Below are 26600 nucleotides of genomic sequence, written 5' to 3'. Positions count from 1 at the left end.
CTGGCTCGTCGGATCGCGAAGTCTGGTGGATTGCCCGAGTGTTGCCCGCGTTCGTTGTGAGATAGCCGTAGCTTCTGCCAAGGCTCAGCTGGCGGCCGCGAACTCCGGATCCGGCCCGTGCTCGGTGAGCGTGGCGCAGACCCGGTTGACCAGCGCGACGATCTGCAACGCCACCTCTTCGGCGCGCTCCAGGATGACGCTGTGCCCGGCGCCCTCGACCCGCACCAGCTCCGAGCCGCTGAGCTGGGAGGCCAGCACCACCGAGTGCACGAACGGGACCACGATGTCGGCCGAACCGGCCAGCACCAGCGCCGGGATGGACCCGAGGTGGTGCAGCGAGGCGGTCTCGTCGAAGGCGATCAGCGAACCCAGGAAGCTGGACATGGTCAGCAGCGGCGTGTCGTTGAGCATCGCGGTGGCGACCGCGATCATCCGCGGATTCACCTTCTTCGTGCCGAACTGCGCCTCCCGGACGATCGGCTCGAAGATTCGCCGGGAGAACCGCTTGGAGGCCTGCATCACCCGGGGCGCGCGGACCACGGCGGTCTGCAGCGAGTTGACCGCGTAGCGGTGCAGGAAGCGGCCAAGGCCCACCTCGGTGATGCCGTTGGCGGCGCCGGCGATCAAGCCGACGCCGACCACGCGGGTGCCGATCGCCTCGGGAAACAGGCGGGCATAGGCGAGGCACACCATCGCGCCCATCGAGTGCCCCACCAGGACGACCGGGCCGGTCGGTGCGACCGCACGCAGCACGGCGTCGAGGTCCCGGCCGAGCTGATCGATGGTGTAGGTCGAGGGATGGGCCACCCCGGATTCGCCGTGGCCGCGGTGGTCGTAGAAGACCATCCGGGTATCGGCGTTCCACCGGCTCAGCAGTTGATCGCGCAGGAAGGACCAGGAGTCGGTGCGCAGGCAGTGCCCGTGCACGAAAACCACGGTCAGCGGCGCGGATTCGCCGCCGAAGGTGCGGACCGCGATCGGCACGCCGTCGTCGGCCGCGACCGTGCAGTATTTCTCGGAGAGTTGGGGGCCGACGTAATCGGCGGCCACCCGGGCGATGGGGGTGGACATGATGTCTCCTGTGGCGCGTCGACCCAGTGGAGCTTTTGCCCGGTTGTCGATATACATAGCCAGGTCGTTAGCCATCCATACCTGCCGTTATGTACGCGTTGTGCAACTGACGCGGTAGATCGACATCGGAAACATGCGCCTATCAGGTGATCTCGCAGATTCCCTAGAGAGATTTAGATTCTGCTATCGACACGACAAAGGCCCCGGCCGGGTGGCGCGGGGCCTTGTATCGAGAATCTTCTGTTATCTAGTGAATATCGAATACTGCCAAATATTCACCTGTTCAAGTCGTCGTCCGCGTCGAGGGCAGGAACGGATTGAGCAGATTGGGCTCGGTCGAGGCCCCGACCTGCCACTCCGCGATCCACGGCCCCGTGCCCTCGCTCGGATCGAAGACCCCGCCCTCCAGCCAGGTGTAGCGGCCGTCGAGCACGCCCCGGGTGACGGCCCGGTCCTCGTCGTCGGTGTTGTCCCAGAGCGCGCCGAACAGCTTGCGGACCCGTACCCGGGACTGCTGGCAGAAGGCCTCGGCGAGTTCGGCGGCGGCCGCACCCTCGGGCGCGTCGCGTAGCGCGTGCGCCCGCACCACCGCGGCCGACATGGCGAACAGTTCGGCACCGATGTCGACGATCCGGCCCAGGAAGTTCTGCCGGTACTCCAGGCCCGCCTGCCAGCGGCCCATGGCGTACATCAGCGAACGCGCCTGCTTGCGCGAGTTGCGTTCGATGAAGCGCAGATGCTTTGCCAGCGCGCCGAATTCGTTGTAGGTGGCCGGTACCGTTCCGGTGCCGACGGCGAGCTGCGGGAACCACTTGGCATAGAAACCGGTGGCGCCCACCGCGGCTTTCGCCTTGTCCTTGAACTCGGCATTGCGGTCCACCAGCGCGCCCGCGGCGGACATGTGCGCGTCGGCCATCTCCCGGGCGATGAGCAGCCGCATGATCTCGCTGGAGCCCTCGAAGATGCGATTGATCCGCAGGTCGCGCACCAATTGCTCGGCGGCGACGGCACGTTCGCCGCGCGCGGCCAGCGAGGCGGCCGTCTCGTAGCCGCGGCCGCCGCGGATCTGGACCAGCTCATCGGCGATGGCACAGCTCATTTCGCTGGCCCAGAGTTTGGCCAGCGCCGCCTCGATGCGGATGTCGTTGCGGGCCTCGTCGCACATGGTGGCCGAAAGATCCAGTGCCGCTTCGAGTGCGTAGGTCGTGGCGGCGATGAAGGAGATCTTCTCGCTCACCGCGGCGTGCTCGCCGACCGGACGGCCCCACTGCACGCGGGTGCCGCTCCATTCGCGCGCGATCTTCAGCGACCACTTCGCCGAGGCCGTGCACAGCGCGGGGATCGCCAGGCGGCCGGCGTTGAGGGTGGTGAGCGCGATCTTCAGGCCGTCACCCTCGCGGCCGATCAGATTGGCCTTGGGCACCCGGACGTTGTGCATCCGGGTGACGCCGTTCTCGATGCCGCGCAGCCCCATGAACGCGTTGCGGCGCTCCACGGTGATGCCGGGGGAGTCGGCCTCCACCACGAACGCGGAGATGCCGCCGCGGCTGCCCTCGCGCTTGGGTATGCGCGCCATCACCACGAGCAGTTCCGCGACGACGCCGTTGGTGGTCCACAGCTTCACGCCGTTGAGCTCATAGGCCTCGCCGTCCTCGGTCGGCGTGGCGGTGCTGGCCATGCGGGCCGGGTCGGAGCCGACATCGGGTTCGGTGAGCAGGAAGGCGCTGATCGCGCCGGCGGCGCAGCGCGGCAGGAACTCGGCCTTCTGCTCCGGGGTGCCGGCCAGCTTGAGCGGTTCGGGCACGCCGATCGACTGGTGCGCCGAGAGCAGCACGCCCAGGCTGGCGTGCGCGGACCCGACCAGCATCAGCGCCCGGTTGTAGCCGTACTGGGAAAGCCCTTGCCCGCCATAGGATTCCGGGATCTTCAGGCCGAAGCAGCCGAGTTCGGCCAGGCCTTTGACCACCTCGTCGGGGATCCGCGCCGAGGCCTCGATCGCGGCGCCGTCGATGCTTTCGCAGAACGGGCGCAGCCGGGCCAGGTAGGCCTCGGTGCGAGCGGTGTCCTCGGCGTCGGGCCGGGGGTAGGGATGGATGAGATCGAGCCGGAAGCGCCCGAGGAACATCTCCTTCGCGAACGATGGTTTGGCCCAGTCGGTTTCACGGGATTCCTCGACGAGCGCGCGAGCCTGTTCTTCGGTGGCATCGACTTTGGCGGTGGTCGCCATGATGATGTCCTCCTTCGGAGGTGATCAGCGTCACATCCGAGTGTAGGAACAATGGTTACCCGCCGGTAGGCGTTTGCCCGAGATTTCTAACGATCTCTAATGATCTTGTTAGACAGGCGAATACGTGGTTATCACACGCTCCGCAGATAGCGCCCGAAGTGCGGCACGGTGAATCCGATGGTGCCGCGCTCGGCCGAATAGATCAGGCCCTTCTTGATCAGGCCGTCCCGGGCGGGGGACAGCGAGGCGGGTCGCCGGCCCAGCTCCTGGGCCACCGCCGCGGTCGCCACCGGGCCGTCGTCGCCGGACAGATCGGCCATCGCGCGCATGTACTCGCGCTCGGCCGGCGTCGCGCGCTCGTAGCGCGAGCCGAAGAAACCAACGGCCAGTTCCTCTTCCGCGGTCGGCGCGGCCACCGCCACGTCCTCGGCGGTGATCGGGCTCTCGGGAGCCTGGTCCCAGGCCGCCTTGCCGTAGGCCTGCACGAAGTACGGATAGCCGTCGGCCCGCTGGTACAGCGCGTCCAGGGCCTCGTCGGTGAACTTCACGTCCTCGCGGCCCGCGGGCGCGATCAACGCCTGATCCGCGGATTCCCGGTCCAGCCGGTCGATCCGGTGATAACTGAACAGGCGCTCGGAGTAGCTCTTGGAGGCCGAGAGCACCGCGGGCAGATGCGGCAGCCCCGCGCCGACCACGATCAACGGCGCGGCGTCCTGGCTCAATTCGTGGCAGGCGCCGCAGATCGCGGAGACGTCGGCGGGATTCAGATCCTGCATCTCGTCGATGAAGATCGCGATGCCGACGCCGATATCGCCGGCCAGCGCGGCCGCCTCCTTGAGCAGCTCCACCAGATCGATCTCGATATCGCCGGAGTCGGCGCGGCCGGAGATCGCGGGCACGTCGATGCCGGGCTGCCAGCGCTCGCGCATGCCCTTGTCGGCGGTGGAGCGCAGCGCGAAAGCCTTGAGGATGCCGAGGAAGTCGTCCACGCGCTCGGGATTGCGGTGCGCCATCGCGACCGCGCGGGTGGCCATGTGCAGCGCGGAGGACAGCGGGCGGCGCAGTTCCTGATCCGGGCGCGCCTCGATCTTGCCGGTACCCCAGTTCCGGCTGACTGCCGCCGAGCGAAGTTGGTTGAGCAGCACCGTTTTTCCGACGCCCCGCAAGCCGGTGAGCATGACGCTGCGTTCCGGGCGGCCGCGCGCGATGCGCTCCAGCACGATGTCGAAGGCGGTGAGTTGCTTGTCGCGCCCGGCTAGTTCGGGCGGGCGCTGGCCGGCGCCGGGGGCATACGGATTCCGCACGGGGTCCATACCCTGACACCGTAGCGCCTGTGGTCCGTTATTTCTGGGGCAATCTAGGAACACTCCTAGACGCGACAATTTTGTCCTTGCCATCAGCCCAGAACTCTTTACGCTGAGGGCGGTGTCCGAGGAAACCGCTGCCCATTCCACCGCCGAGGTCGTCGAGTCCTGGCAGGTGCCCGCCGAGGCGACGCAGGCGGAGCTGATCCGATCGAACATCCTGGTCGCGATCGAGCAGGGCTACGACGATCCGCAGCTCGTCGCGGATCTAGCGGTCGGGCCGCTGGTGATGGCGCTGGGCAAGCTCGAGGTCGGTCTGGCCGACGCGCGCCGGCGGATCGCCGAGCTCGAACGGGCGCTCGCCGAGCGCGATTCCCGGTACTGATTTCGAACCTGTTGCGCGCCCGTCCGGTAACGCCGGCGCGCGGGCCGCGATATCGAGTTGTAATCCCCCTGATGTTTAGCGCGCAGGCGTCCCATCCTGGGGTTTTGCTGCCGCACAAGAACATGCGGCGCTGTGCGCTGGACAACATCTCGTCCGCACCGTAATCTTCTCGTGACTTAGTGGAGTCTGTCGTTTCGTAAGAGAAGCGGCGCCACGAAGTCACCATCGATCGGTCGTCGGGGCCTGGCAGCCCCCGGTTGATGGTGGAGTATGAAACGGAGACTCAGCTCGGTGGGTAGACACAGCTTGCAGCGGGAATCTCGGGTTCCGAATTCCGTAAAGGGCGCCATCGTCATGGGCGCAATCGCAACGACCGGCGCGATGCCTGCCATTCAGGCACAGGCCGCGACGATCAACGTCCCAGGTATCGGCGACTTCGATGTCCCCGTGCCGCAAGAGTTCGAGGGGCAGGCCCAGGATCTCGGCAAGCAGCTGGGTCAGGCGCTCTCCTCGGTTCCGCAGGCCTCCATCGGCACGCTGCCCGCGCCGAACACAGGCCTCGGCTTCTTCGAAGCCGCTCCGACCCCCGCTGAGAAGGCGCTCGACGCCGCTCGCACCAAGGTCGGCGCCGCCTACTCCTGGGGTGCCTCGGGCCCCTACAACTTCGACTGCTCGGGTCTGGTCCAGTGGGCCTACAAGCAGGCCGGAATCGAACTGCCCCGCACCAGCTTCGAGCAGTCCCATGTCGGCGCTCCGGTGGCCTTCCAGAACCTCGAGCCCGGTGACATCGTCATCACCAACGGCGGCGGCCACGTCGGCATCTACGCCGGCGACGGCAAGCTGCTCAACGCCGTCCAGTCCGGCACGCCGGTCTCCTACACCCAGCTGAAGCCCGACCAGGTCGTCACGGCGCGCCGCGTCGTTTAATTTGTAGGGGTGCCCCCCACCGAACGGATTGCTCCCGCCCAGGCCCGCGTCGACGCGTGGACCTGGGCGGTGCGTCTTTTCAAGACCCGCTCGGCCGCCGCGGAGGCGTGCCGCGGCGGGCATGTTCGCGTCAACGGAGCCACCGCGAAGCCCGCACAGGCCATCAAGCCCGGCGATGAGATTCGCATCCGGGGCGCCGGTCTCGAGCGCATCGTGGTCGTGGAGCGGATCGTCACCAAGCGCGTCGGCGCCCCGATCGCCGCGCAGTGCCTGATCGACCGCAGCCCGCCACCGCCGCCCAAGGAACTGCTCGCCACCCTGCCGGTGCGCGACCGCGGCTCGGGCCGCCCGACCAAACGGGAGCGGCGCGAAACCGATCGTCTCCTCGGTCGCGCCGAACAACTCTGATCACCTACCGTTGCAGGGTGTCCGATACCAACGGTTCCACTTCGCACGACGAGCGGACGCCGACGCTGTCCACCGTGCTCCGCTGCTGTAGCGCGGTCGCGGCGACCCCCGCCCGGCTGCTGAGACCGCGGCGCGCCGACCAGGCGCTGCTGGCGGGCCTGACGTCGGCCGATCCGCCGCCCGCGAGCAACGCCGTCAAGCTGACCGTGCTCGCGCAGGCATCCATGAAGGTGCCGAAAACGATTGTCGCCGAGGGCGTTCGGAGCCTGCGCGAACTGCCCCTGACGATGGCCGCGTTCCTGATCGAACATCCGAAGGCGCGGTTCCTGGTCGACCCGGCGCTGTGCTCGGGCGTGCACGACCGGGTGATTCCGGAGCTGCCGTTCCCGATTCCGTTCCTGGTGTCCCCGGACAAGCCGGTGCTCGGCCTGGCCGACGCGCTCGCCGCCCGCGATGTCGACGGCGCCGACATCGATTTCGTGATTCCGACGCATCTGCACTGGGATCACATCTCCGGCTTGCTCGAACTGCCGGTTACCGTCCCGATCAGACTGCCTGCGGCCGAACATGATTGGGCGCTGTCGGGGCCGCACGCGCCGATCGGGGTGGCCCGCGGTCCGCTGCGTGAGCGCACCTTCGAGCTGTTCGATCTGGACGGCCCGCCGGTGCTCACCTTCCCGCGCAGCAAGGACCTGTTCGGCGACGGATCGGTGCTGCTGGTCGACCTGGCCGGCCACACGCCGGGCAGCATCGGCGTGCTGCTCGCCGTCGACGACGGCACCCGCGTGCTGCTGGCCGGCGACTCGGTCTGGAGCAGATTGCAGATCGATCTGATCCGGGAGAAGGCCCCGATGCCGGGCCTGCTCTTCGACAACGACCGGGACGCCGCGTTCGCCACCATCCACCGGCTGCACGCCCTCCCAGCGGGCATCGAGGTCATCGCCGGCCACGACCTGGACGCGGTCACCGCCCGCGCGGCCCGGAACTAGCGGCGGGGCGCGACACAGCCGCTGACCGTGCTTGCCGGGTTCCGGCCGGGGCCGGGGGAAGAATCGGTGCCGACAGCCACTCGCCGAAGGAGCCGGTCTTGGGAGAGTTCGTCGCGTACAGCCCGCAAGAGCTGCGTCAGCATGCGCTGCGGCAGCGTGATCCGGAGTTCACCGCCTGGCTCGCCGCGATGGACGAGGACCTGGACCGGTTGCGCGACGAGGCGGAACTCGGCCCGCGACCCTGGGGCGCGGACCGGCTGCCGCTGCTGGAACAGGCGCTGCTGCGCCACTTTCCGACCGGCGGCCTGGCGCCGACCGCGGCGCAGTACGCGCTGTTCGAGCGGTTCGCCCGCGCCATCGGCCACATCTTCGCGACCAGCCTGGACGGCACCTGGGTGTACGCGACGCCGATCGCGGCGCCCGGCGCGATGGCCCACCCCGTGGTGGAGGTGCCGCCGCTGCCGGTCTGGATCGATCCGGGCGCCTTCCTCGGCGAAGCGCTGACCCGGCGCACCGGCGCCATTTTCGAGGCCGCCTACGAGGTCGCGGCCACCGAGCATCGGCGCTGGACCGAAGCCGGCAGCCCCGACCCGGAGCAGTGGGCGCGCGCCCACTGACCCGGCTCACTCGTATTCGGTGCCGCCGTCGCGGAGCAGGTAGGCGTTGGACACGATCTTGCCGATGGCCCGCCCGGCCAGCACCGGTGCGTAGCGCTCCACGGCGGGCCGCACCACCAGGCCCTCGCGGATGTTGGCCGCGGTGCCGGTGACGGTCTCGCGGCCCTCGGCGAGATCGAGCAGCAGCCCGGCATCGTAGGGGCCCGCGTACAGCACCGGGACGCGCGGCACCTCGATGCCGAGATCGCCCAGGATGGAATCGATTTCGGCCGTGCTGAGCCAGCGCACCGGATCCGGGGCCGGATCGATCACGACGTCGAACAGGGCATAGCCCAGGGTCTCGTCCTGGGCGGCCGCGGCGCCGTAGTGCAGGTCCTGCACGCCGCGGCCGTACACCTCGCCGAAGAAAGCCACCCGTGCGAGATCCAGTGCGGCACTGAGCTTGCGCGCCGCCTCGGCCAGGCCGTGCCGGTGCACGGCGCGCCAGTACAGGTTGCCCTCGTCGGCGGTCAGCGCGAGCGACTGCCCGCCGACACCTTTGGAGGACACCAGGACTCGGTCGCCCTCGCGGAGGTAGGTCAGCAGGCAGGCGGTGCCGTGGATCTTCTCGGTGGCGACCACCGGCTCCCCGGCTTCGAAGATCTCCGGATAGCGCTTGATGTTCTCCACATCGATCCACCGGATCAGATCCGGCGCCGGCTCGACCTGCCCGGACATGGCCACCGGAATCGGCGGCGCCCACTTGACGATCCCGAGCTGTTCGCCGAAATCCGTGCGCTCGGCCTCGGCTCGCACCAGGTCGGTCTCGGCCAAAGCCGCTGGGCGGCAGACGATGCCCTGCGACACCTCACCGCGCAGCCGCACGGTCTTCACTCGATTGCGTTGCGACCCGGCCAGTTTCCCGGTCAGGCCGATCTCGGCGATCAGCGCCTCCGGCAGCACGGCCTGCTCCGGGATGTAGAGCGCGTAATCACCGGTCGCGAACTGCCCCTTCGCAACCACGGCGCGGAACAGCCCGACCTGGGCCAGCTCCAGCCGGTCCGCGTTGGGATGTGGGTGTACGACGAGCTTTTCGACGGTGACGGACAACGTAGACATGGGCATCCCCTCCAGCAGATTGCGCCAGCCTACGAGTCCGTCACCGCCTCGGTCCAAGCGTTTTCGATCAGTCGGGGACGCCGGCGCAGCCCGAGACGACGATGCCGGTCCGCTTGGGCGCCGCGCTACCGAGATTCGGGAACGGCGGCGAGAGCGGTCCGAGCTTGCGAATCGCATCCTGCTCCGCGATGAGCTTGCGCGGGCCGTAGCCGATTTCCCAGTTGTCATCGGTTTGCGCGAGCGCGGCACATCCATCGCGGAAACGCGCGACGACCTCACAGTCGGACTGGCCGCAGATTTCGCTCGCGGCGGCGTCGGAGGCCGCCCAGTCCGGGTAGTTCACGGAAAGCTGGACCTCGCCCGTGTCGTAATTGACCGCGACCGAGCCGTAGTAGCTACCATCCGGCCCGGGTTCGGCCTGCGCCGCACCCGCCCCGGCCGTGACGAACGCGGCGGTGGCCGCCATGACCATGCCGAGAACGGCCCTGCGCGACAGTGACATTCGATTACTCCCAGTGCTGAAGAAAACCCGACCCGGCACGATCCTTACCGAATTCTCAGAAATGTCCAAAATCGGACATACTATTCGGTATGTAATACCTGGTCGGGTCGCTCTGGCAGCTTCGCTCTGAAAGACCCGGTTCGCAGTCGGCTAGGTGACGAGGTCGGCCAGGCGCGCCTTGATCAGCTCCTCGGCCTCGGTGACCATGCGCTCGATCAGCTCCGCGCAGGTCGGAATGTCGTGGATCAAGCCCTGCGCCAGGCCCGCCGACCAGATGCCCGCGTTCAGGTCGCCGTCCTCGAAGACCCGGCGACCGCGCGCGCCGGAGACGAGCTCGCGGACATCGTCGAACGTGCCGCCGGCCTTCTCGATTTCGACGACCTTGCGGCTGATCTCGTTGTCCGCGACGCGGGCGGTATTGCGCAGCGTGCGGAAGATGAGCTGGGTGTCGAGCTCGCTGTTGGCGACGATCTGTTCCTTGACCTTCTGGTCGATCGAGGACTCCTGGGTGCACAGGAAGCGGGTGCCCATGTTGACGCCGTCGGCGCCGAGGGCGAGCGCGGCGACCAGGCCGCGGGCGTCGGCGATGCCGCCGGAGGCGACCATCGGGATGTCCAGGGCGCGGGCCGCGGCCGGGATCAGGATGAGGCCGGGGATGTCGTCCTCGCCGGGGTGGCCGGCGCATTCGAAGCCGTCGATGCTGACACCGTCGACGCCGATCTTCTGCGCCTTGAGCGCATGCCGGACGCTGGTGCACTTGTGCAGCACCTTGATGCCGGCCTCGCGGTAATAGGGCAGGAACGGCTCGGGGTTGCTGCCCGCGGTCTCCACGATCTTGATGCCGCTGTCGATGATGGCCTGCACGTATTCGGCGTACGGCGGCGGGTTGATCGACGGCAGGATGGTGACGTTCACGCCGAACGGCTTGTCGGTGAGTTCCCGGGTGCGCGCGATCTCGTTGCGCAGGTCCTCGGGGGTGGGCTGGGTGAGGGCGGTGATGAAGCCGAGGCCGCCCGCGTTGGCGACGGCGGCGACGAGTTCGGCGCGGCCGACCCACATCATGCCGCCCTGCACGATCGGGTGTTCCACCCCGAAGGTCTCGGTGAACCTGGTACGCAGCATCGCGCTCTCTCCTATATGTCGCTGATCGCCGTTCGCCTAGATGGTGACACGGTAGTCGACCCATAGACAAGAAGTAAGTGAGCGGCCGTTCGCAACAAAACTGGCAATTACGTCGGATTACGGCACATCAATTCGCTCTTGCCGCTCGATTAAGTTAGTTGTTATTCTCGTCTCAGTCGGCCCCGACGGTGTGGGCCGCCGGCGAGGAGCTCAACTCATGACCAACGGTGCCCAAGCGCTCGACGAGCCGATTCGTTCGCGGCGCAGCCACTGGAACAACCAGCTCGCGACCCACGCGCTGATGCGCCCCGACGCGGTCGCGCTGCGGTTCCGTGGCCAGGACACCACCTGGGCCCAGCTGCACACGCGGTCCGAGAAGTTCGCCGACGCGCTGGCCCGCCGCGGCGTCGGCTTCGGCGACCGGGTGCTGTTGCTCGCGCTGAACTACCCCGAGTATCTGGAGGCCGTGTTCGGCATCAACGCGCTCGGCGCGATCGCGGTGCCGGTGAACTTCCGGCTCACCCCGCCCGAGGTCGCCTACATCGTCGGCGACAGCGGCGCGAAGGCCATCGTCACCGACTCGGTGCTGCAACCGCTGGCCGTCGCGGTCCGCGCACAGGCGCCCGCGCTGGCGACCTGTGTCGTCATCAACGGCGAATCCGGTGACGGCGTCCTGGGTTTCGACGCGCTGCTGGCCGAGGACGGCGAGCCGCACACGCCGCTCGACATCCCGGAGGACACCCCCAGCCTGATCATGTACACCTCGGGCACCACCGGCAGTCCGAAGGGCGCGGTGCTCTCGCACGCGAACATGAACGCGCAGGCGCTGACCTGTATCCGGGCCATGGACATCACCCCCGATTCGGTCGGCTTCTGCACCTCGCCGCTGTTCCACATCGCCGGATTGGGCAGTCTCGCACCGTATTTCCTGCTCGGCGGCAAGACCGTGCTGCATCCGCTCGGCGCCTTCGACGCGACCGAGTACCTGGACGCGGTCGAACGCGAGGGCGCCACCACCGCGTTCTGCGTGCCCGCGCAGTGGCAGCTGATCTGCGACGAACCGACCGTCAAGCAGCGCAAGCTGGCGCTGAAAATGCTGAGCTGGGGCGCGGCCCCCGCCTCGGACACCGTGCTGCGGGCCATGGCCGACTGCTTCCCGGACGCGCAGAACGTCGCGGTGTTCGGGCAGACCGAGATGTCGCCCATCACCTGCGTGCTGGCGGGCGCGGACGCGATCACCAAGCTCGGCTCGGTCGGCAAGCCCATCCCGACCATCCAGACCCGCGTCGTCGACGACGAGATGAACGATGTCGCCCCCGGCGAGATCGGCGAAATCGTCTACCGCGGGCCGACTCTCATGCAGGGCTACTGGAACAAGCCGGAGGCCACCGCGGAGGCCTTCGCCGGCGGCTGGTTCCACTCCGGTGACCTGGTGCGCCAGGACGCCGACGGTTTCGTCTACGTCGTGGACCGCAAGAAGGACATGATCATCTCCGGCGGCGAGAACATCTACTGCGCCGAGGTGGAGAACGTGCTGTTCGCGCACCCGAAGATCCGCGAGGCCGCGGTCATCGGGCGGGCGCACGAGAAGTGGGGCGAGGTGCCGGTCGCGGTGGTCGCGCTCGCCGACCCGGACGCGGAGCTGACAATCGCGGAACTGGAGCCGTTCCTCAACGAGAACCTGGCCCGCTACAAGCACCCGAAAGATCTGGTCGTGCTGGCCGAGCTGCCCCGCAACGCCAGCGGAAAAGTGGTCAAAGTACAGCTGCGCAAGGATTATTCGTCCTGAATCGTGCGCGGGCGGTGCCGATGCCGCATGATCGGCCCATGGCTACTCCCCGCATCCGGGCCGCCGTGCTCGGGTTGCACTGGCAGGTGAATGTGATTCGGCCCGAAGGGTTCTTCGGGCCGATGCTGGCGGCTCCCGTCGCGCGCAGCGGCGTGGTGCGGCGGGCCGTCGGCTTCCATCACGGTGCACTCGATGCCGGGGTACCGGTGGTGTTCACCCGATTCACTGTGCCGATCGGCGAGGGTGACCTGGTCCGCAACACCGGATTCATGCGCTCGGTCGCGGCCGGGCAGACCGACTTCCGGCCGGGATCAGCCGGGGCGCAGACCATTCCGGAGATGGCGGGCCGCTACACCGTGGCCTTCGACAATCAGAAGTTGTCCGGTCTGGCCGGCAGCAAGGTCGTCGAGTGGCTGCACGACCACGAGGTCGACACCCTGTTCCTGACCGGGGTCGCCACCAATCTCACCGTTGAGCAGACGGCCCGGCACGGAACCGATCTAGGTTTCACCGTGCACGTCGTGACCGACTGCGTCACCGCCGCCAACTCCGAGGCGCACGCCGCGTCGCTGGCGAACCTGGAGCTGGTCACGGCGGGCGGCATCACCTCGACGGTGGCGCTGGAGCTGTTGCGCCGCCGGTGAATTCGGTCCGCGCGCGCAGGCCCGGGCCGGCCAGCCGGTCCAGGCGCCGGTAGGCCTCGCGGGGCGGTGTCGGTGGATCGTCCTGTGCGATCGCGCCGAGCAGGCCGACCGCGCCCCAGGACAGGAACGTCACCGTGGCGCTCAGCTCGGCCGGGTCCAGGTCCAGCCGATCGGACAATCGCTCGGTCAGGATCTCGGCCAGCACGGCCTGATAGGCCCGCAACAGTTCACCGCTGCTCTTGCGGCCCAGCCAGGCCCGGTACACGTCGGAGTATTCGGCGGTCAGCCAGAAGATCGTGTACATCGGAGCGAGCGGATCGGAATCCGGCGGCGCCCAATCGGCATGCGGTGCACTGCGTTCCGCGGCCCGCAGCGCCGAGCGCAGGAATTCGGTACTGCTCACCACGAGCAGATCGTCCTTGTCGCGGAAGTGCGCGTAGAACGTCGACCGCCCGACATCGGCGCGTTCGAGGATGTCGCGCACCGTGATCCGGTCATAACCGCGTTCGAGCATCAGCTCGATCAGCGCCCGGTGCAGCAGCTGCCTGGTCCGGCGGACGCGCCGATCCGCGCTCTCGTTCATCTGGTCTCCCGTTTCCGGACAATACCCGGCAAGGTGTCCGGAAACGGACGGTTCGCACCGCATTGTTCCTGGTAGCCGCCGTCGGCGCCGCCGAAGATCGATGCATGAGCGAAACCGCCAGGCACACCGACGAGATCGGCATCCTCCTCACCAACCCCCGACGCTATCTGATCTTCCGCTCGGCCTTCATGCTCGGCCGCGGCACCGCCCTGAACCGGAAACTCGTGGCCCTGAGCGGTATTCAGCCCGGCGACCGCGCGGTCGACATCGGCTGCGGGCCGGGTGATCTGGTGCGCCACCTGGCCGAGCGCACCGGTCCCGGCGGATCGGTGATCGGTGTGGATCCGTCGCCGGAGATGCTCCGCTACGCGAGTGCACACTCGCGGCACGCCAACTGCGCCTTCGAACACGCTCCGGCACAGGCCCTTCCGCTGCCCGACGCCAGCGCCGACCTGCTCACCTGCACCTTCGTCATGCACCACATCCCCGAGTCCCAGCGGCCCGCCGCACTCGCCCACATGTTCCGGGTCCTGCGCCCCGGTGGTCGCCTCCTGCTTGCCGACACCCACCCCCACGGCCGCGTCCTGCCCACCCTGATCCGCGCGATGAGCCGTTCGGCCGGCCGCAGAACCCACGACCATGCCGCGACCGGCGACCCCCTCGCCGCGATCGATATCCGCCGCTACGAAGACCTGCTGCACCGAATCGGTTTCCGCGACATCCAGTTCACCGCGGTCCGGCCGATCACCGGCGCCTTGCTCGCGGTCAAGCCTTAGGCGTCGTGAGTAGAAGAAATCTCCAGTGTCGGGTGTAGACATTCTCCGGAGGTCGGTATACAGTCGATTTCGTTCGAAGCGAAGATCCAGAGGCTGGGCAGGTGAACTGCCTGGAACAAGAGGTTCCACCGTTCCACCGTTCCTCCGGCGGAGAAGAGAATCCGGTGCAGTCGGCCGGCCCGTCGCAGCGAGCGAAGAAGCAAGAAGAGAAGTACGTGATATGGCCGGTCGATCCAGGAGGTGGTGCTCACTGAGTGGTCTATCAGTTCCCCGTCCCGGGAAGAGTCGGGTGCGGTGTAGTACCCCGGCCCATGTGGCCGGTAAGAAACATTGAGAGCAATGTCCCCTTCCTAGAACCCAGGCCCCGGCGCACTCGCGCCGGGGCCTGCTGGCGTTGAATCCGAGAGGCGCTGTGCAGCAACCGAATACCGATCCAACCGGCGCCGCCAGCGCCGAGGACAAACTCGACGACGACACCTATCCCGCCTACAGCATGGGCCGAGCCGCGGAAATCCTCGGCGTCACCCAGGCGTTCCTGCGCGGCCTGGACGCCGCCGAACTGTTGATTCCGCAACGATCCGCCGGCGGGCACCGCCGCTACTCCCGCTACCAGCTGCGTATCGCCGGCCGCGTACGCGAGCTCGTAGACGCCGGTAGCTCCCTCGAATCGGCCTGCCGCATCGTGATCCTGGAAGACCAGCTCACCGAAGCCCAGCGCATCAACGCCAACCTCCAGCACGCCCTCGACCGGCATCAGGCCGGAAGCCCACCGGGGAGCTGACGCTCGCGCGCATGTCTGCCTGCCGATCTACCCCGAACTGTCCGAAGCCGAGATCGATCGGGTGGTCGCGGCGGTTCGCGCGTTCGAATTCAGGTGCGCGGTGAGATAGCGCCCGGTGCTGCTGTTCGGATCGTGGGCGACCTGGTCGGGGGTGCCGGTGGCGACGACGCGTCCACCCGCGGTGCCGCCGCCCGGGCCCATATCGATGAGGTAGTCGGCGTTGGCGATCATGTCGAGGTCGTGCTCGATGACGATCACGGTGGCGCCGTGTTCTTTCAGGCGTTCGATGACGGTGAGCAGCGTGCGAATGTCGAGGGGGTGCAGGCCGACGCTGGGTTCGTCCAGGACGAACAGGGTGTCGGTCTGGTTGCGGCCGAGTTCGGTGGCGAGTTTGAGGCGCTGGGCCTCGCCGCCGGACAGGGCGGGGGTGGACTCGCGCAGGGTGAGGTAGCCCAGGCCGAGATCGCGGAGGGCGTGCAGCCGGGTCTGCACGCGGCGGATGTCGGTGGTGTGGTCGATGGCCTGGGCGACGGTGCAGGCCAGCAGGTCGGGCAGCGAGATGCCCGCGTCTTCGGCGGTGGGGCGGCGGATTTCGCCGGCCGCGGGGGAGTAGCGGGTGCCGTCGCATTCCGGGCAGTCGATGTCGATGTCGGGCAGGAATTGGACGTCGAGGGAGATCTGGCCGGTGCCTTCGCAGCGGGGGCAGCGCAGCGAGCCGGTGTTGTAGGAGAAGTCGGCGGCGGTGAGCCCGCGCTGCTCGGCGGCGGGTGTGGCGGCATAGGCGCGGCGGAGGTCGTCGAGGACACCGCTGTAGGTCGCGACGGTGGAGCGGACGTTGATCCCGATGGGGGTGGCGTCGACCATTTCGACCCGGGTGATGGCCGGTGCTTCGACCCGCACGACGTGACCGGGTAGCGCCGTTCCGGCGGCATTCGCGACGAGGGCGGGCACGAGGCTCTCCAGGATCGCGGTGGTCTTGCCCGACCCGGAGACGCCGGTGACAGCGGTCACCCGACCCTGCGGGATATCGAGTTCCAGCGCGTGCACGGTGTGGACAGGCTTGGTGGACAGGTGGATTCGGCCGTGGTCGAACATCTGCCCCGCGGTGGCACGGGTGCGCACGACGACGGATTCGCGCCCGGTGAGGAACCCGCCCAGCAGGGATTCCGGATTCGCCCCGAGCGCGGCCGGATCGCCCACGGCGAGCACGCGTCCGCCTTCGGTCCCGGAGCCCGGCCCCATCTCGATCAGCCAATCCGCCTCGCGCAGCAACTGGACGTCGTGGTCGACGAACACGACGGAGTTGCCGTCCCGCAGCAGGTCTCGCATGACGCCGAGCAGGCCGTCGACATTGGCGGGATGCAGGCCGATCGAGGGTTCGTCGAGAACGTAGAGCACGCCGGTGGTCTGGTTGCGTACCGCGCGGGCGAGCTGGACGCGCTGGCGTTCACCGGTCGACAGCGTCGCGCCGGCCCGATCCAGGCCGAGGTAGCCCAGGCCCAGTTCCAGTAGCCGGCGGGCGGTTTCGAGCAGCTTGTCGACGATGTTGCGTGCCAGCTGCGCCATCTCGGGCGGCAGTTGCGGCTCCAGGGTCGGTACCCAGGCGACCAGGTCGTCCAGGGTCTTCGCGGTGGCCTGGGCCAGGTCGATCCCGTCCACCAGCGGCGCGCGGGCCGCTTCGCTCAGGCGCGTGCCGTGGCAGTCCGGGCACACCTGGCGGCTGATGAACTTGTTCACCCGGCTCAGCCCGCGCTCGTCGGTGGCCTTGCGCACGGCTTCCTCCACCGCGCTGCGCGCGTTGCGGTAGGTGAAGTTCATCTCGAACACTTTGCCGTTCTTGGAAGCGACGGCGATGTGCCGTTTTTCGGCCGGGCCGTGCAGCACCGTGCGGCGTTCCTTGGCGGTCAGCTTCTTGTAGGGAACGTCGGTGCGCACCCCGAACTCGGCCACGATCTGGGGCATCAGCGTCAACCCGAACATCGACCAGGGCGCGACCGCGCCGTCGGCGATCGTGCGCGTGGGATCCGGAATCAGCGCCGCCTCGTCGATCTCGTTGACCACCCCGGTGCCGGTGCAGCGCGGGCAGGCGCCGTCGGAGTTGAACGCCAGCGATTCCGCGCCCGGCGGATCGAAAACGACGCCGCAGACCGGGCAGGTCAGCGAAAGGCCCTGGGCCACTTCGATGGTGGGCTCGTGATAGTGCCCGTTGGGGCAGCGGTGCGCGCCCAGTCGGGAGAACAGCAGTCGCAGATAGTTGAGCAACTCGGTGGCGGTGCCGAAGGTGCTGCGCACCCCGGGCACTCCGGGCCGCTGCCGCAGCGCCAGCGCCGCCGGCACATGCTCGACGCTGTCGACCGCCGCGCGCGGCGCCTGCGACATCCGCCGCCGGGTGTAGGTCGACAGGGCCTCGATATAGCGGCGCGAACCCTCCGCGTACAGCACACCCATCGCCAGCGAGGACTTCCCCGAGCCCGACACACCGGCCACCGCGACCAGGGTGCGCAGCGGGACGCTCACGTCGATGTCCGCGAGGTTGTGCACCTTCGCCCCGTGCACCTCGATCGAGAGCGGCGGTTCCGGTGCGTTGCTCATCTGCGCTCCTTCGGGGGAGTTGTCGGACGAGAGTCGAACCCGGCTAGATCAGGTTGCGCGCGGTCATCCAGCGCAGGGTGGGCCATCCGCAGAACACCGGCAGCCAGCAGGTGAGCACGCGGTAGAGCAGCACGCCGGGGACGGCGATGGTCGGGGGGAGACCGAAGGCGGCGAGGCCGCCGATGAGGGCGGCTTCGACGGCGCCGACGCCGCCGGGGGTGGGCGCGGCGGAGGCCAGGGTGCCGCCGATCATGGTGACGATGGTGACGGTGACGAAGTTGGCGCCGCCGCCGAAGGCCTGGACGCTGGCCCACAGGGCGCCGGCCATGCCCAGGGTGATGGCGGCCGAGCCGAGCACGATGATGGCGAAGCGCTTCGGATCCCGGGCCAGGTCACCCAGTTCGCCGAGCACCTCCTGCAGCTGCGGGCGCACCGAATTGTTCAGCCAGTGCCGCAGTTTCGGCACGAACATGAAGGTGCCGATGACGCCGACGCCGACACCGGCGGCCAGATACAGCACGGTGGCGTCGGGTACGAAGTGCGAGAGGTTCGCCGAGGTGCCCGCCACCACGCTGAACAACAGCAGCAGCGACAGGTGGGTGATGATCTGCACCGCCTGTTGCAAGGCGACCGCCGCGGTGGCCCGCACCGCGCCCAGGCCGCTCTTCTGCAGGAACCGCACGCTCAGCGCGAGACCGCCGACGCGGGCGGGCGTGGTGGTGGCGGCGAAGGTGTTGGCGATCTGCATGATCAGCAGATTCGGGAACGAGGCCAGCCCCGAGGCGCAGGCCCAGAGCGCGGCCGCCGCACCGACGTAGGTCAGCAGCGAGACGCCGAGGCCGGCCAGTGCCCACCACCAGTTCGCCGTCTTGAGCTGGGTGAAGAAGGTGGGCACCTGGCTGATGAATGGATACGCGACGTAGACCAGGCCGATCAGCAGCGCCAGCTGAATGATCTGTTTGCGGGAGAACCGGGTGATCTGATCGGATTCGATCTTGTCCTTGCCGGTCTGCTTGCGGACCTCGTCCCGGGTCCCGGCGAGCACCGATTTCCACTCCGGCACGGATTTACGCACTCCGGAGGGCATGGCGGACTTGGTGAGTCGCGGCGAGGCGGTCAGGACCGGCTCCTCGCCGAGCGCGTCGATGGCCGCGCGGACAGCGGTTTCCTTGCCGAAGATGGCGGAGGTGAGCACCAGCAGCTGGGCGATATCGGCCTTCTGCTGTACCTCGGACGCCCCGAACTCGGCATTGCCGAACCCGGTGAAGCGGGTGACGCCGTCGTCGCCGAGCCGAACCTGCTCGGGCCGTAGGTCGCCGTGTGCGACCTGGCCGCTGTGTAGATCGGACAGCGATCTCCACACACTCGGCAGGTCCTCGGCCGACACCTCGCTCACCGGTCTACCGCGCGGGATGGTGTGGGTGTAGAGCATCCAGCCGCGATCGAGGGCCGCGACCGCGACCGCCTCCTGCGCGGCCAGGCCGACCTCGCCGACGGCGATTGTCATCAGCGCGCGATGCTCGACCGCGCGATGCAGCGATCCGTGCAGGGCGGCGGTCTCGCCGCGGCGGAAGGTCAGCCAGCGGAACAGCATGCGCAGCGCGCCGTGGCTGCGCTGATCCTTGCCGTAGAGCTCGACGTTCAGATCGCCGATGTCGTCATCGGTCGAGGCGGCCAGCACCAGCGGGCCGGGGCCGGCCGGGCGCACCACCCGGAAACCGGTGACGGTGTACCCGCGCTTGGCCAGCAGCCGGACAGTGGTGTCGAGCGGCACCTCCAGCGCCGGCGTGCCGACCAGCCACACGATGACCGCGCCGACCAGCCAGCCGACCGACAGGCCGAGCATGGCCCGGGCCGGCACGACGGTCGAGACCACCAGGTGGATCGGTGCGAACAGCAGCAGCAGGAACCACCACCAGCGCCGCGGCTTGCGCGGCAGCCAGGGGCTGGAGACCGTGAGGACCGCGGCGAGCATGGCGATCCAGCGCGGGTCGTCGAGGAATTGGGACAGGAAGGTGTCCAGCCGATCGGGGACCTGCAGATGCCACTGCGGCGCGGACAGCCCGGTGCCGGTGATCGAGAGCAGCAGTCCCGCCAGGAGCGCCGCGGCCGCGTAGCCGGCCAGCAGCTTCCACTGTCTGTCGATGATCAGCTCCACCAGGATCGCGAACGGCAGGATCAGGATGAGCACGCCGTAGACGAGATAGACCAGGTTGGACTGATCCGGAGTCAGGAAGCCGACGATATCGGAGACCGAACTCTCCAGCGCCAGCCATTCCGGGCGGGTGATGACCGAGGCGGCGATGATGATGGCCAGCCAGGACGCGGCCAGCACGACGCGAACAATGTCGGTGGTGCGGCGGATCAGCGGCTGCAGCAGGCTGCCCGTGACCGGGATGTCCCGCCCGTCGACTCGCATGTCGTATCGGCACTTTCGGCTCGGTGGGAGCTGCATCCTGCGCTGAGTGGCGGGCCACCCCGTGTGGAGTATGCAGCAGCCCGCCGGGACGTTCGGCGGCAACACGCCGACTATCCGCGCGTGATCAGCCTGCCAGAACCGCCACTGCCGGTCCGCGCCCGGGAGACATCATCGACGTTACCGCGGGTATGCGCCCTTGAAGAACTCTTCCGATACACCGACGATCAGGGAGGGTGGGCAATTCAGGGAGGAAGTTATGACAGTGCAGGACAAGGACTTACAAGGCCGGACCGTGGTCGTCACCGGCGCCAGCAGCGGTATCGGCGCGGTCGGCGCGGCCCGGCTGGCCGAGCGCGGCGCGACGGTCGCGGTCGTCGGGCGCAATCCGGAGCGGACCGCGCGGGTCGCCGAGCAGATCGGCGCCGCGCACTTCCTCGCGGACTTCGCCCGCCTCGACGACGTGCGCAAGCTGGCCGATCAGCTGCTGGGCCGTTTTCCCCAGATCGATGTGCTTGTCAACAACGCGGGCGGGTCCTGGGCCGAACGCGCCGTCACCGAGGACGGCAACGAACGCACCTTCCAGGTCAACCACCTCGGCGGCTTCCTGCTGACCGCGCTGCTGCTGGAACGCCTGCAGCAGGCGCCGCGGCCGCGGGTGATCAACACCTCGAGCGTGACCTACCGGACCGCGAAGCTGGACCTGGACACCGTGAACGCCCCGACCGGGTCGTTCTCCATGCTCGGTTCCTACGCCGGCTCCAAGCTGGCCAATATCGTGTTCACCCGGGAGCTGGCTCGGCGCACCGCGAGCACCGGCCTGGTCGCCGCCGCGTTCCATCCGGGCGCCGTCGCCACCAACGTGTACGACAACATCCCGTTCGGCGTCGGGGCCCTCATCCGGTCCCCGCTGTCGCGCCCGTTCTTCATCCGGCCCGAGAAGGGCGCCGAGCCGCTGGTGCACCTGGCGGGCACGCCGGACGCCGCGGCGATCAACGGCAAGTACTTCCACCGCTTCGAGGAGGAACCGCCGAGCGTCAAGCAGGCGGTCGATCCGGTGTTCGCCGCGCAGCTCTGGGAGCTGTCCGAGCGGGTGACCGGCGTGGCCTACAAGAGCTGACGCCCGGTCAGGCGGGCAGGGGATCCCTGTCCGCCGGCTCGTCCTCGGTCTCGTAGTCCAGCAGGACGACCTCGCCGTTCGCGTCGCCGCGATCCAGCTCGACGATCGTCCGCAACACCCGATCGGTCGGCACGATGCCCGGAAAGGCATTGGGCGCAATGGAATTGGCGCGCACCCCGAATTCGGCGAACTCGGCGGCGATGTGCCGGGTCAGGTGGTCCAGCGCCGCCTTGGACGCGCCGTAGAGCGCCTGCCCGCCGGGGTACACGTTGGTCCCGGCGATGCTGGAGACATTGACGATGTTGCGGTTGCGGGCCCGGTTCTCGGAACCGGTGTGCAGCCAGCTGCGCTGCGCCAACCGCACCGACAGGCGCAGGGGCACCGACACGTTCATCAGGAACGTGGGCGCGAAGTCGTCCAGGGCGGCGTCGCCGTCGAACAGGCCGTTGTGGTGGTGCCTGACGTACACCGCGTTGTTGACCAGCAGGTCGACCCGGCCGAACTTGGCCAGTGCCAGGTCGACGACCCGCTCCGGCTCGCCCGGCTGGTCCAGGTCGGCCTTGATCAGGTAGACCCGCGAATCGTTCTCCGGCACGGCGGCTTCCGGCGCGAACGGGTCGACGAACCATTCGTGCTGCGACGGCACCGACGGCACGCGATCGCGGTGCACGGCGACGATGTCGTAGGCGCCGTAGAGCCGGCGGCAGAACGCGTCACCGAGCAGACCGCCCGCGCCGGTGAGCAGGCAGACCCGGCGTTCACCACTGGACAATGTTGTGCTCTCCCCATCGCTGGACCACATCGGATTTCGGACGATGCAGCCACATCACCACGCAGTTGCGGTCGGCGACGTTGTTGCCCGCGAAGGTGTGCCAGGTCCGCGGCGTGCACTCGAACATGACCATCGAGTTGTTCAGCGGCGGGACCAGCAGATCGGGTGGCGGGGCGTCCTGGCCGTTCAGGTGCGCGAACAGCGCGGTCTCGCCACCGTCGCCGGGGCTCCACTCCGCGTTGCCGAGGTAGTACATGATCGCGATCGCGCGGACCGTCTCGCGGGCCGTGACATCGGGCTCGCGGGTCCCGTTGTGAATATTCACCGTCGGGCTCGGTAGTCGGATCTCGTCCGGACCGGGCGGGTCTCCGGGGAACCAGGCCGGGGCGAGGTCGCAGTGCGCCCAACCCGTCGGGCTGCCCGGCGGATGGTGGTGCACCGCGCCTTCGACATCGCCGGTGGTCTGCACGCCCATCACCCCGGTGATCAGGTCGTGCCATTCCCGGCTGCTGAACAGGGCGAGCGGGCCGTCCTGCAGGTCCGGCAGCGAGATCTGATCGGCGCTGTAGCGCTCGCTCACCGCGAAGAACTCGTCGACCCGGTCGCGGCGAATGCGTTCGTACTCCTCGGCCAGCCGCCGGTAGAACCCCTCGGCGAACACGTCCCGGACATACACGTGCGGAAACGGCAGTGCCCGGCGCACCCAGCGGCGATGGGCGAACAGCTCTGCGAACCACCCGGGTAGTGCGGGCGCCGGACTTTCCAATACCCCTGTCAAGACCACTCCCTCGCGAACGAACACCGCGATCCTATTGGGTCCGTGCCGGATTCGGCGGCCCGGTTAAGGAGAAATTGAGGCTGTACCGACAAAACTAGAACGTGTTACTGTCAAATTATGGTGCAACCGCCAGTCGAGGCTGTCGCTGCCGCGCCATGGCGATACTCGCGGTACGCGGCAGTTTCGAACCGGCTTGGCGCCAGCAAAACTGCAACCTGTTCCAGGCTTAGGGAGACCAGCACGCCATGCGTACCGAAATCTGCGACCGGCTGGGGATCGAGTTCCCCATCTTCGCCTTCACCCACTGCCGCGACGTAGCCGCCGCGGTCAGCAACGCCGGTGGCATCGGCGTCCTCGGCGCGGTCGGTTTCACCGCCGAACAGCTCGAGGTGGAGCTGGCCTGGCTGGACGAGCACGTCACCGGAGTCTACGGCGTCGACCTGGTCATCCCGTCCAAATACGAGGGCAAGGGCGTCGAGGGCCTGAGCCCCGACGAGCTGGAAGCCAAGCTGGCCGAGATGGTTCCGCAGGGCCACCGGGATTTCGCCGAGCAGCTGCTCAACGAGCACGGCGTGCCGCACCTGCCGGCCGAGGAGCAGGTCAACCAGCTGCTCGGCTGGACCGCGACCACCGTGGCGCCGCAGATCGAGGTCATCCTCAACCATCCCAAGGCCAAGCTGGTCGCCAACGCGCTCGGCACCCCGCCCGACGACGTGATCAAGCAGATCCAGGACTCCGGCCGCCTGATCGGCGCGCTGTGCGGTTCGGTCAAGCACGCGCTCGCGCACAAGGCGGCCGGGCTGGACTTCGTGGTCTGCCAGGGCACCGAGGGTGGCGGGCACTGCGGCGAGGTCTCCTCGATGGTGCTGTGGCCGCAGGTGATCGACGCGATCGGTGATCTCCCGCTGCTGGCCGCGGGCGGTATCGGCAACGGCCGCCAGGTCGCGGCCGCGATGGCGATGGGCGCGGCCGGCGCGTGGACCGGCTCGATCTGGCTCACCGTCGAAGAGGCCAATATCCCGCCCGCTCAGATGCAGAGCTACCTGGACGCCTCCAGCAGCGACACCGTCCGTTCCCGCGCCTGGACCGGCAAGCCGGCCCGCATGCTCAAGAACGACTGGACCGAAGCCTGGGAGCAGCCGGAGAACCCGAAGCCGCTGCCGATGCCGCTGCAGATGATGGTCGCCATCGACGGCGTCAAGCGCGGTCACCGCTACCCCGAGCAGGCCAAGGACGTGAACTTCAATCCGGTCGGCCAGATCGTGGGCATGATGAACAAGGTCGAGCGGTCCGCCGATGTGGTCGCGCGCCTGATCCAGGAGTACGTCGACGCCTGCGAGCGTCTGAACAAGCTCAACGACGCGCTGTAAGCGCACGGTCCCGGTTGGGAGTCCGACGCCCGAGGTTGCCATAAGCTAGCTGGATTCGGCAGCGGCGGAGGTGAACGGACAGCGTGGACTCCCGACGGGTGGGCTCCTGGGCCGACGCGCGTTTCCGTCAGTTCGCCGGCTACATGCTGCGGCGCTGGCCCGAGCCGCAGCGGGCGCCGCTGCGGCCGGCGCTCGAGGAACCGCCGGTGCCCGCGGACCTGCTCGATCTGCTGCGCCGGCTGGGTGTCGCGCTGATCGGTGCTGGTGAGACCACCAATCGAGTCCAGGACATCCTGGATCAGCTCGCGCATCGATACGGTGCCGAAGGCGTGCACTTCTTCGTCCTGCCCACCGGTGTTTTCGTGCGGATCCAAGATGCGCACGGCTCCGCCGTCGACATCATGAGCGCCTCGGTCGGCACCCTGCGCCTGGATCAGATCGCCCGGCTGTACCGGCTGCTGGACCGGCTGAAGCAGGAACTGCCGCCGCCCACCGAGGTAACCGAATTGTTGCGGCGGATCATGGCTTCCGAGCCGCGCAACCCGGTGCTGGTGACGCTGCTCGGGCAGGTCGTGCTCACGGTCGGGCTGGGGCTGATGCTCAATCCGTCCGGGCGCGCGCTGATCGGCTGCTGCGTCCTCGGGGCGCTGGTCGGCCTGCTGACCTGGCTCGCGAACCGGATTCCGCTGCTCTCGCTGGCCTTGCCGGTGGCCGCGGCGGCGCTGGTTTCGTTCGTGGCCTTCAAGTTTCCCGCCCAGCTCTCCGGTGGGCATCCCAGTCAGCTGCTGATCCCGGCGATCGCGACCCTGCTGCCCGGCGCGATGCTCACCAACGGCACCATCGAATTGGCCACCGGGTCCATGGTGGCCGGGGCCAGCCGGCTGATCTACGGCGTGAATGTGCTGTTCCTGTTGGCGTTCGGCCTGCTCATCGGCCTGGAGGTGCTCGGCCCGCGCCCGGTTCCCGAGGCCAGCGGGCTCGACCAACTCGGCTGGTGGGCACCGTTTGTGGGTGTTCTGCTGATCGGCATCGGGCACTCCTGGCGAGCCAGCGCGCCACCGAACTCACTGGGCTGGCTGCTGGTCGTCCTCTATCTGACCTATGCGGCCCAGCTTGTGGGCCTGCACTTCTCGGGCCAGCTGTTCGGCGCGTTCCTCGGCGGCCTGATGGCGGTCCCCGCCGCCTACTTCATCCAGCACCGCAAACACGCCCCGCCGTCCCAGGTCGCGTTCCTGCCCGCCTTCTGGATGCTGGTCCCCGGCGGCATCGGCCTCACCGGCGTCTCGGACCTGATCGGCCACGCCGACCCCGGCGGCCTGCGCGTCATCGCCTCGGCCCTGCTGACCGTCCTGTCCATCGCCCTCGGCGTGATGGTCGGCTCCGGCCTGGTCGGCGACCAGCGCCCGCGCATCAGCACGATCCTCGAAACGATCCTGCCCGCCGACCGCCGCAAGCCGGAAGACCGCCTCGAGGCCGACCTGCCCTAGGAACGTCTGAGACGCTCAGCGTGTTTCGCGGCGACTCACGCGGTGGCCGCGTGTGCCTCCGCTGCTTCCTCGACCACGCCGACGAGCTCGACGAAGCGCGCGGTCACCTTTTCGTGGTACATCCCGAACAGGTCCTCGAACAGCGCGAGTTGTGCTGTCGAGGGGCCGGAACCGGACTCCCACACCGCGATCAGCGCGCGCCAGACCAGGACGTGCAGGTCGGCGGCGCCGGCGAAGTAGGCGTCGATCGCCTCGGGCACCTCGAGCACCATGGTGCCGATGGAATTCAGGATCGCGCGCTGCATGCTCGACCCGATGCTGGTGAGTAGACCGCGCACCAGGGTGAGTTCGATATCGAGGATCCGGTGGAAATCCGGAACCTCCTGGCGCGCCAGCGCTTCCATCTCGTCGACGGCGGATTTCAATTCCACCGGGTCGATTTCCTGCGCGCTTCCGGTGTAGGCGAGCAGCGCCTCCATCACAATGCCGCGTTCGACCTCCACGATGTCGCGGAACATCTCGATCGCGACCTCGGGACTGGAAAAACGAAACAGATGCCGGTACACATCGATGCCGCCCGCCTCCCGGACGTCTCGAATGGTGAACCCCTTGCCCCGGCGCGCTTCGACGAAACCGTAGGACTCCAGCCGCCCGAGGGTCAGCTGCGCGGTCGCACGGTTCATTTGGAATTCCTCGGCGACCTGGCGCACCGAGGGCATCAAATCCCCTGGCTGATATTCCCCTGCGGCAACCCGGCGCGCCAATTCGTCGGCAACGTCGGCGACTACCGTTTGGGATCCCATCGATGCCACCTCTCAAATTCCTGGTTCCCGGCCGAGTGC

The 26600-nt window shown here is 68.3% G+C and carries 24 protein-coding genes; 12 read left to right on the top strand and 12 right to left on the bottom strand.

Annotated elements, in window-relative coordinates; translation table 11 throughout:
- Positions 1-84 precede the first annotated feature (84 nt).
- From AB0H76_RS24090 to AB0H76_RS24080, 3 genes are all read right to left on the bottom strand, one after another.
- On the bottom strand, positions 85-1071 hold the full coding sequence (locus tag AB0H76_RS24090) for an alpha/beta hydrolase (protein ID WP_357328011.1): 987 nt from the start codon (positions 1069-1071) through the stop codon (positions 85-87).
- A 283-nt stretch (positions 1072-1354) separates the two neighbouring features.
- Complete coding sequence (locus tag AB0H76_RS24085) at positions 1355-3298, bottom strand: acyl-CoA dehydrogenase family protein (protein WP_357328008.1); 1944 nt, start codon at positions 3296-3298, stop codon at positions 1355-1357.
- A 131-nt stretch (positions 3299-3429) separates the two neighbouring features.
- A complete protein-coding gene (locus AB0H76_RS24080) occupies positions 3430-4611 on the bottom strand; it encodes an AAA family ATPase (protein WP_357328005.1) in 1182 nt (393 codons plus the stop codon).
- Between the two features lie 112 nt (positions 4612-4723).
- Here AB0H76_RS24080 and AB0H76_RS24075 point away from each other — a divergent pair, with 112 nt between their 5' ends.
- The 5 genes from AB0H76_RS24075 (at position 4724) to AB0H76_RS24055 (ending at position 7928) form a co-directional block, all read left to right on the top strand.
- Positions 4724-4987 carry a hypothetical protein gene (locus AB0H76_RS24075; RefSeq protein ID WP_357328002.1) on the top strand — a complete coding sequence of 88 codons (264 nt, stop codon included), beginning with the start codon at positions 4724-4726 and terminating at the stop codon, positions 4985-4987.
- Between the two features lie 354 nt (positions 4988-5341).
- Positions 5342-5914: an NlpC/P60 family protein gene (locus AB0H76_RS24070; protein ID WP_357327999.1), complete on the top strand. Its 573-nt coding sequence runs from the start codon at positions 5342-5344 to the stop codon at positions 5912-5914.
- A gap of 9 nt (positions 5915-5923) precedes the next feature.
- On the top strand, positions 5924-6322 hold the full coding sequence (locus AB0H76_RS24065) for an RNA-binding S4 domain-containing protein (protein WP_357327997.1): 399 nt from the start codon (positions 5924-5926) through the stop codon (positions 6320-6322).
- Between the two features lie 17 nt (positions 6323-6339).
- Positions 6340-7311: an MBL fold metallo-hydrolase gene (locus AB0H76_RS24060; protein ID WP_357327994.1), complete on the top strand. Its 972-nt coding sequence runs from the start codon at positions 6340-6342 to the stop codon at positions 7309-7311.
- A gap of 98 nt (positions 7312-7409) precedes the next feature.
- Positions 7410-7928 carry a hypothetical protein gene (locus tag AB0H76_RS24055; protein WP_357327991.1) on the top strand — a complete coding sequence of 173 codons (519 nt, stop codon included), beginning with the start codon at positions 7410-7412 and terminating at the stop codon, positions 7926-7928.
- Between the two features lie 6 nt (positions 7929-7934).
- Here the strand turns inward: AB0H76_RS24055 and AB0H76_RS24050 are convergent, their stop codons facing one another.
- From AB0H76_RS24050 to AB0H76_RS24040, 3 genes are all read right to left on the bottom strand, one after another.
- Complete coding sequence (locus AB0H76_RS24050) at positions 7935-9026, bottom strand: RNA ligase (ATP) (RefSeq protein WP_357327988.1); 1092 nt, start codon at positions 9024-9026, stop codon at positions 7935-7937.
- 67 nt (positions 9027-9093) lie between these two features.
- Positions 9094-9528, bottom strand: a complete 435-nt coding sequence (locus AB0H76_RS24045) for a DUF4189 domain-containing protein (protein ID WP_357327985.1) — start codon at positions 9526-9528, stop codon at positions 9094-9096.
- Positions 9529-9678: 150 nt separating this feature from the next.
- Complete coding sequence (locus AB0H76_RS24040) at positions 9679-10650, bottom strand: nitronate monooxygenase family protein (RefSeq protein WP_357327982.1); 972 nt, start codon at positions 10648-10650, stop codon at positions 9679-9681.
- A gap of 217 nt (positions 10651-10867) precedes the next feature.
- On the opposite strand from AB0H76_RS24040, the gene fadD5 reads away from it, so the two are divergent.
- Positions 10868-12439 carry a fatty-acid--CoA ligase FadD5 gene (fadD5, locus tag AB0H76_RS24035; RefSeq protein ID WP_357327979.1) on the top strand — a complete coding sequence of 524 codons (1572 nt, stop codon included), beginning with the start codon at positions 10868-10870 and terminating at the stop codon, positions 12437-12439.
- A 38-nt stretch (positions 12440-12477) separates the two neighbouring features.
- Positions 12478-13083: a cysteine hydrolase gene (locus AB0H76_RS24030; RefSeq protein WP_357327977.1), complete on the top strand. Its 606-nt coding sequence runs from the start codon at positions 12478-12480 to the stop codon at positions 13081-13083.
- Here AB0H76_RS24030 and AB0H76_RS24025 read toward each other — a convergent pair.
- Positions 13043-13666, bottom strand: coding sequence for a TetR/AcrR family transcriptional regulator (locus tag AB0H76_RS24025; protein WP_357327974.1), 624 nt, complete (start codon positions 13664-13666; stop codon positions 13043-13045). The genes AB0H76_RS24030 and AB0H76_RS24025 overlap by 41 nt on opposite strands.
- A 104-nt stretch (positions 13667-13770) precedes the next feature.
- Between AB0H76_RS24025 and AB0H76_RS24020 the strand changes: the two genes are divergently transcribed.
- A complete protein-coding gene (locus AB0H76_RS24020; RefSeq protein ID WP_357327971.1) occupies positions 13771-14442 on the top strand; it encodes a methyltransferase domain-containing protein in 672 nt (223 codons plus the stop codon).
- 412 nt (positions 14443-14854) lie between these two features.
- Complete coding sequence (locus AB0H76_RS24015) at positions 14855-15223, top strand: helix-turn-helix domain-containing protein (RefSeq protein WP_357327968.1); 369 nt, start codon at positions 14855-14857, stop codon at positions 15221-15223.
- Positions 15224-15250: 27 nt separating this feature from the next.
- Here AB0H76_RS24015 and AB0H76_RS24010 read toward each other — a convergent pair whose 3' ends face one another.
- Both AB0H76_RS24010 and AB0H76_RS24005 read right to left on the bottom strand, forming a co-directional pair.
- A complete protein-coding gene (locus AB0H76_RS24010; RefSeq protein ID WP_357327965.1) occupies positions 15251-17815 on the bottom strand; it encodes an excinuclease ABC subunit UvrA in 2565 nt (854 codons plus the stop codon).
- 43 nt (positions 17816-17858) lie between these two features.
- Entirely contained in the window at positions 17859-20234 is a 2376-nt protein-coding gene (locus AB0H76_RS24005; protein ID WP_357327962.1) for a lysylphosphatidylglycerol synthase transmembrane domain-containing protein, read from the bottom strand.
- A 256-nt stretch (positions 20235-20490) separates the two neighbouring features.
- On the opposite strand from AB0H76_RS24005, the gene AB0H76_RS24000 reads away from it, so the two are divergent.
- Positions 20491-21351: an SDR family NAD(P)-dependent oxidoreductase gene (locus tag AB0H76_RS24000; RefSeq protein WP_357327959.1), complete on the top strand. Its 861-nt coding sequence runs from the start codon at positions 20491-20493 to the stop codon at positions 21349-21351.
- A gap of 7 nt (positions 21352-21358) precedes the next feature.
- On the opposite strand, the gene AB0H76_RS23995 is transcribed toward AB0H76_RS24000, so the two are convergent.
- Both AB0H76_RS23995 and AB0H76_RS23990 read right to left on the bottom strand, forming a co-directional pair.
- Positions 21359-22123, bottom strand: a complete 765-nt coding sequence (locus AB0H76_RS23995; RefSeq protein ID WP_357327956.1) for an SDR family oxidoreductase — start codon at positions 22121-22123, stop codon at positions 21359-21361.
- Positions 22110-22901, bottom strand: a complete 792-nt coding sequence (locus AB0H76_RS23990; RefSeq protein ID WP_357327953.1) for a 2OG-Fe(II) oxygenase — start codon at positions 22899-22901, stop codon at positions 22110-22112. Before AB0H76_RS23990 ends, AB0H76_RS23995 begins: the two co-directional genes overlap by 14 nt.
- 245 nt (positions 22902-23146) lie before the next feature.
- Here AB0H76_RS23990 and AB0H76_RS23985 point away from each other — a divergent pair, with 245 nt between their 5' ends.
- Positions 23147-24271 carry a nitronate monooxygenase family protein gene (locus AB0H76_RS23985; protein WP_357327950.1) on the top strand — a complete coding sequence of 375 codons (1125 nt, stop codon included), beginning with the start codon at positions 23147-23149 and terminating at the stop codon, positions 24269-24271.
- Positions 24272-24354: 83 nt separating this feature from the next.
- The gene (locus AB0H76_RS23980; RefSeq protein WP_357327947.1) at positions 24355-25758 is read left to right on the top strand and encodes a threonine/serine exporter family protein; all 1404 of its coding nucleotides are present in this window, start codon (positions 24355-24357) and stop codon (positions 25756-25758) included.
- A gap of 35 nt (positions 25759-25793) precedes the next feature.
- Here AB0H76_RS23980 and AB0H76_RS23975 read toward each other — a convergent pair whose 3' ends face one another.
- The gene (locus AB0H76_RS23975; protein WP_357327944.1) at positions 25794-26561 is read right to left on the bottom strand and encodes a GntR family transcriptional regulator; all 768 of its coding nucleotides are present in this window, start codon (positions 26559-26561) and stop codon (positions 25794-25796) included.
- Positions 26562-26600: the final 39 nt, after the last annotated feature.

Origin of the sequence: Nocardia sp. NPDC050712 (assembly GCF_040654295.1) — a bacterium.
In the GTDB taxonomy this organism is placed as follows: domain Bacteria; phylum Actinomycetota; class Actinomycetes; order Mycobacteriales; family Mycobacteriaceae; genus Nocardia.
The sequence above is the reverse complement of the archived record's forward strand: the minus strand, read 5'-3'. Positions and strand labels throughout refer to the sequence as shown.

Coding starts and splice junctions, on each gene's coding strand:
- AB0H76_RS24090 (WP_357328011.1), bottom strand. CDS start 1,071: ATGTCCACCCCCATCGCCCGGGTGGCCGCCGATTACGTCGGCCCCCAA.
- AB0H76_RS24085 (WP_357328008.1), bottom strand. CDS start 3,298: ATGGCGACCACCGCCAAAGTCGATGCCACCGAAGAACAGGCTCGCGCG.
- AB0H76_RS24080 (WP_357328005.1), bottom strand. CDS start 4,611: ATGGACCCCGTGCGGAATCCGTATGCCCCCGGCGCCGGCCAGCGCCCG.
- AB0H76_RS24070 (WP_357327999.1), top strand. CDS start 5,342: ATGGGCGCAATCGCAACGACCGGCGCGATGCCTGCCATTCAGGCACAG.
- AB0H76_RS24050 (WP_357327988.1), bottom strand. CDS start 9,026: ATGTCTACGTTGTCCGTCACCGTCGAAAAGCTCGTCGTACACCCACAT.
- AB0H76_RS24045 (WP_357327985.1), bottom strand. CDS start 9,528: ATGTCACTGTCGCGCAGGGCCGTTCTCGGCATGGTCATGGCGGCCACC.
- AB0H76_RS24040 (WP_357327982.1), bottom strand. CDS start 10,650: ATGCTGCGTACCAGGTTCACCGAGACCTTCGGGGTGGAACACCCGATC.
- fadD5 (WP_357327979.1), top strand. CDS start 10,868: ATGACCAACGGTGCCCAAGCGCTCGACGAGCCGATTCGTTCGCGGCGC.
- AB0H76_RS24030 (WP_357327977.1), top strand. CDS start 12,478: ATGGCTACTCCCCGCATCCGGGCCGCCGTGCTCGGGTTGCACTGGCAG.
- AB0H76_RS24025 (WP_357327974.1), bottom strand. CDS start 13,666: ATGAACGAGAGCGCGGATCGGCGCGTCCGCCGGACCAGGCAGCTGCTG.
- AB0H76_RS24020 (WP_357327971.1), top strand. CDS start 13,771: ATGAGCGAAACCGCCAGGCACACCGACGAGATCGGCATCCTCCTCACC.
- AB0H76_RS24010 (WP_357327965.1), bottom strand. CDS start 17,815: ATGAGCAACGCACCGGAACCGCCGCTCTCGATCGAGGTGCACGGGGCG.
- AB0H76_RS24005 (WP_357327962.1), bottom strand. CDS start 20,234: ATGCGAGTCGACGGGCGGGACATCCCGGTCACGGGCAGCCTGCTGCAG.
- AB0H76_RS24000 (WP_357327959.1), top strand. CDS start 20,491: ATGACAGTGCAGGACAAGGACTTACAAGGCCGGACCGTGGTCGTCACC.
- AB0H76_RS23985 (WP_357327950.1), top strand. CDS start 23,147: ATGCGTACCGAAATCTGCGACCGGCTGGGGATCGAGTTCCCCATCTTC.
- AB0H76_RS23975 (WP_357327944.1), bottom strand. CDS start 26,561: ATGGGATCCCAAACGGTAGTCGCCGACGTTGCCGACGAATTGGCGCGC.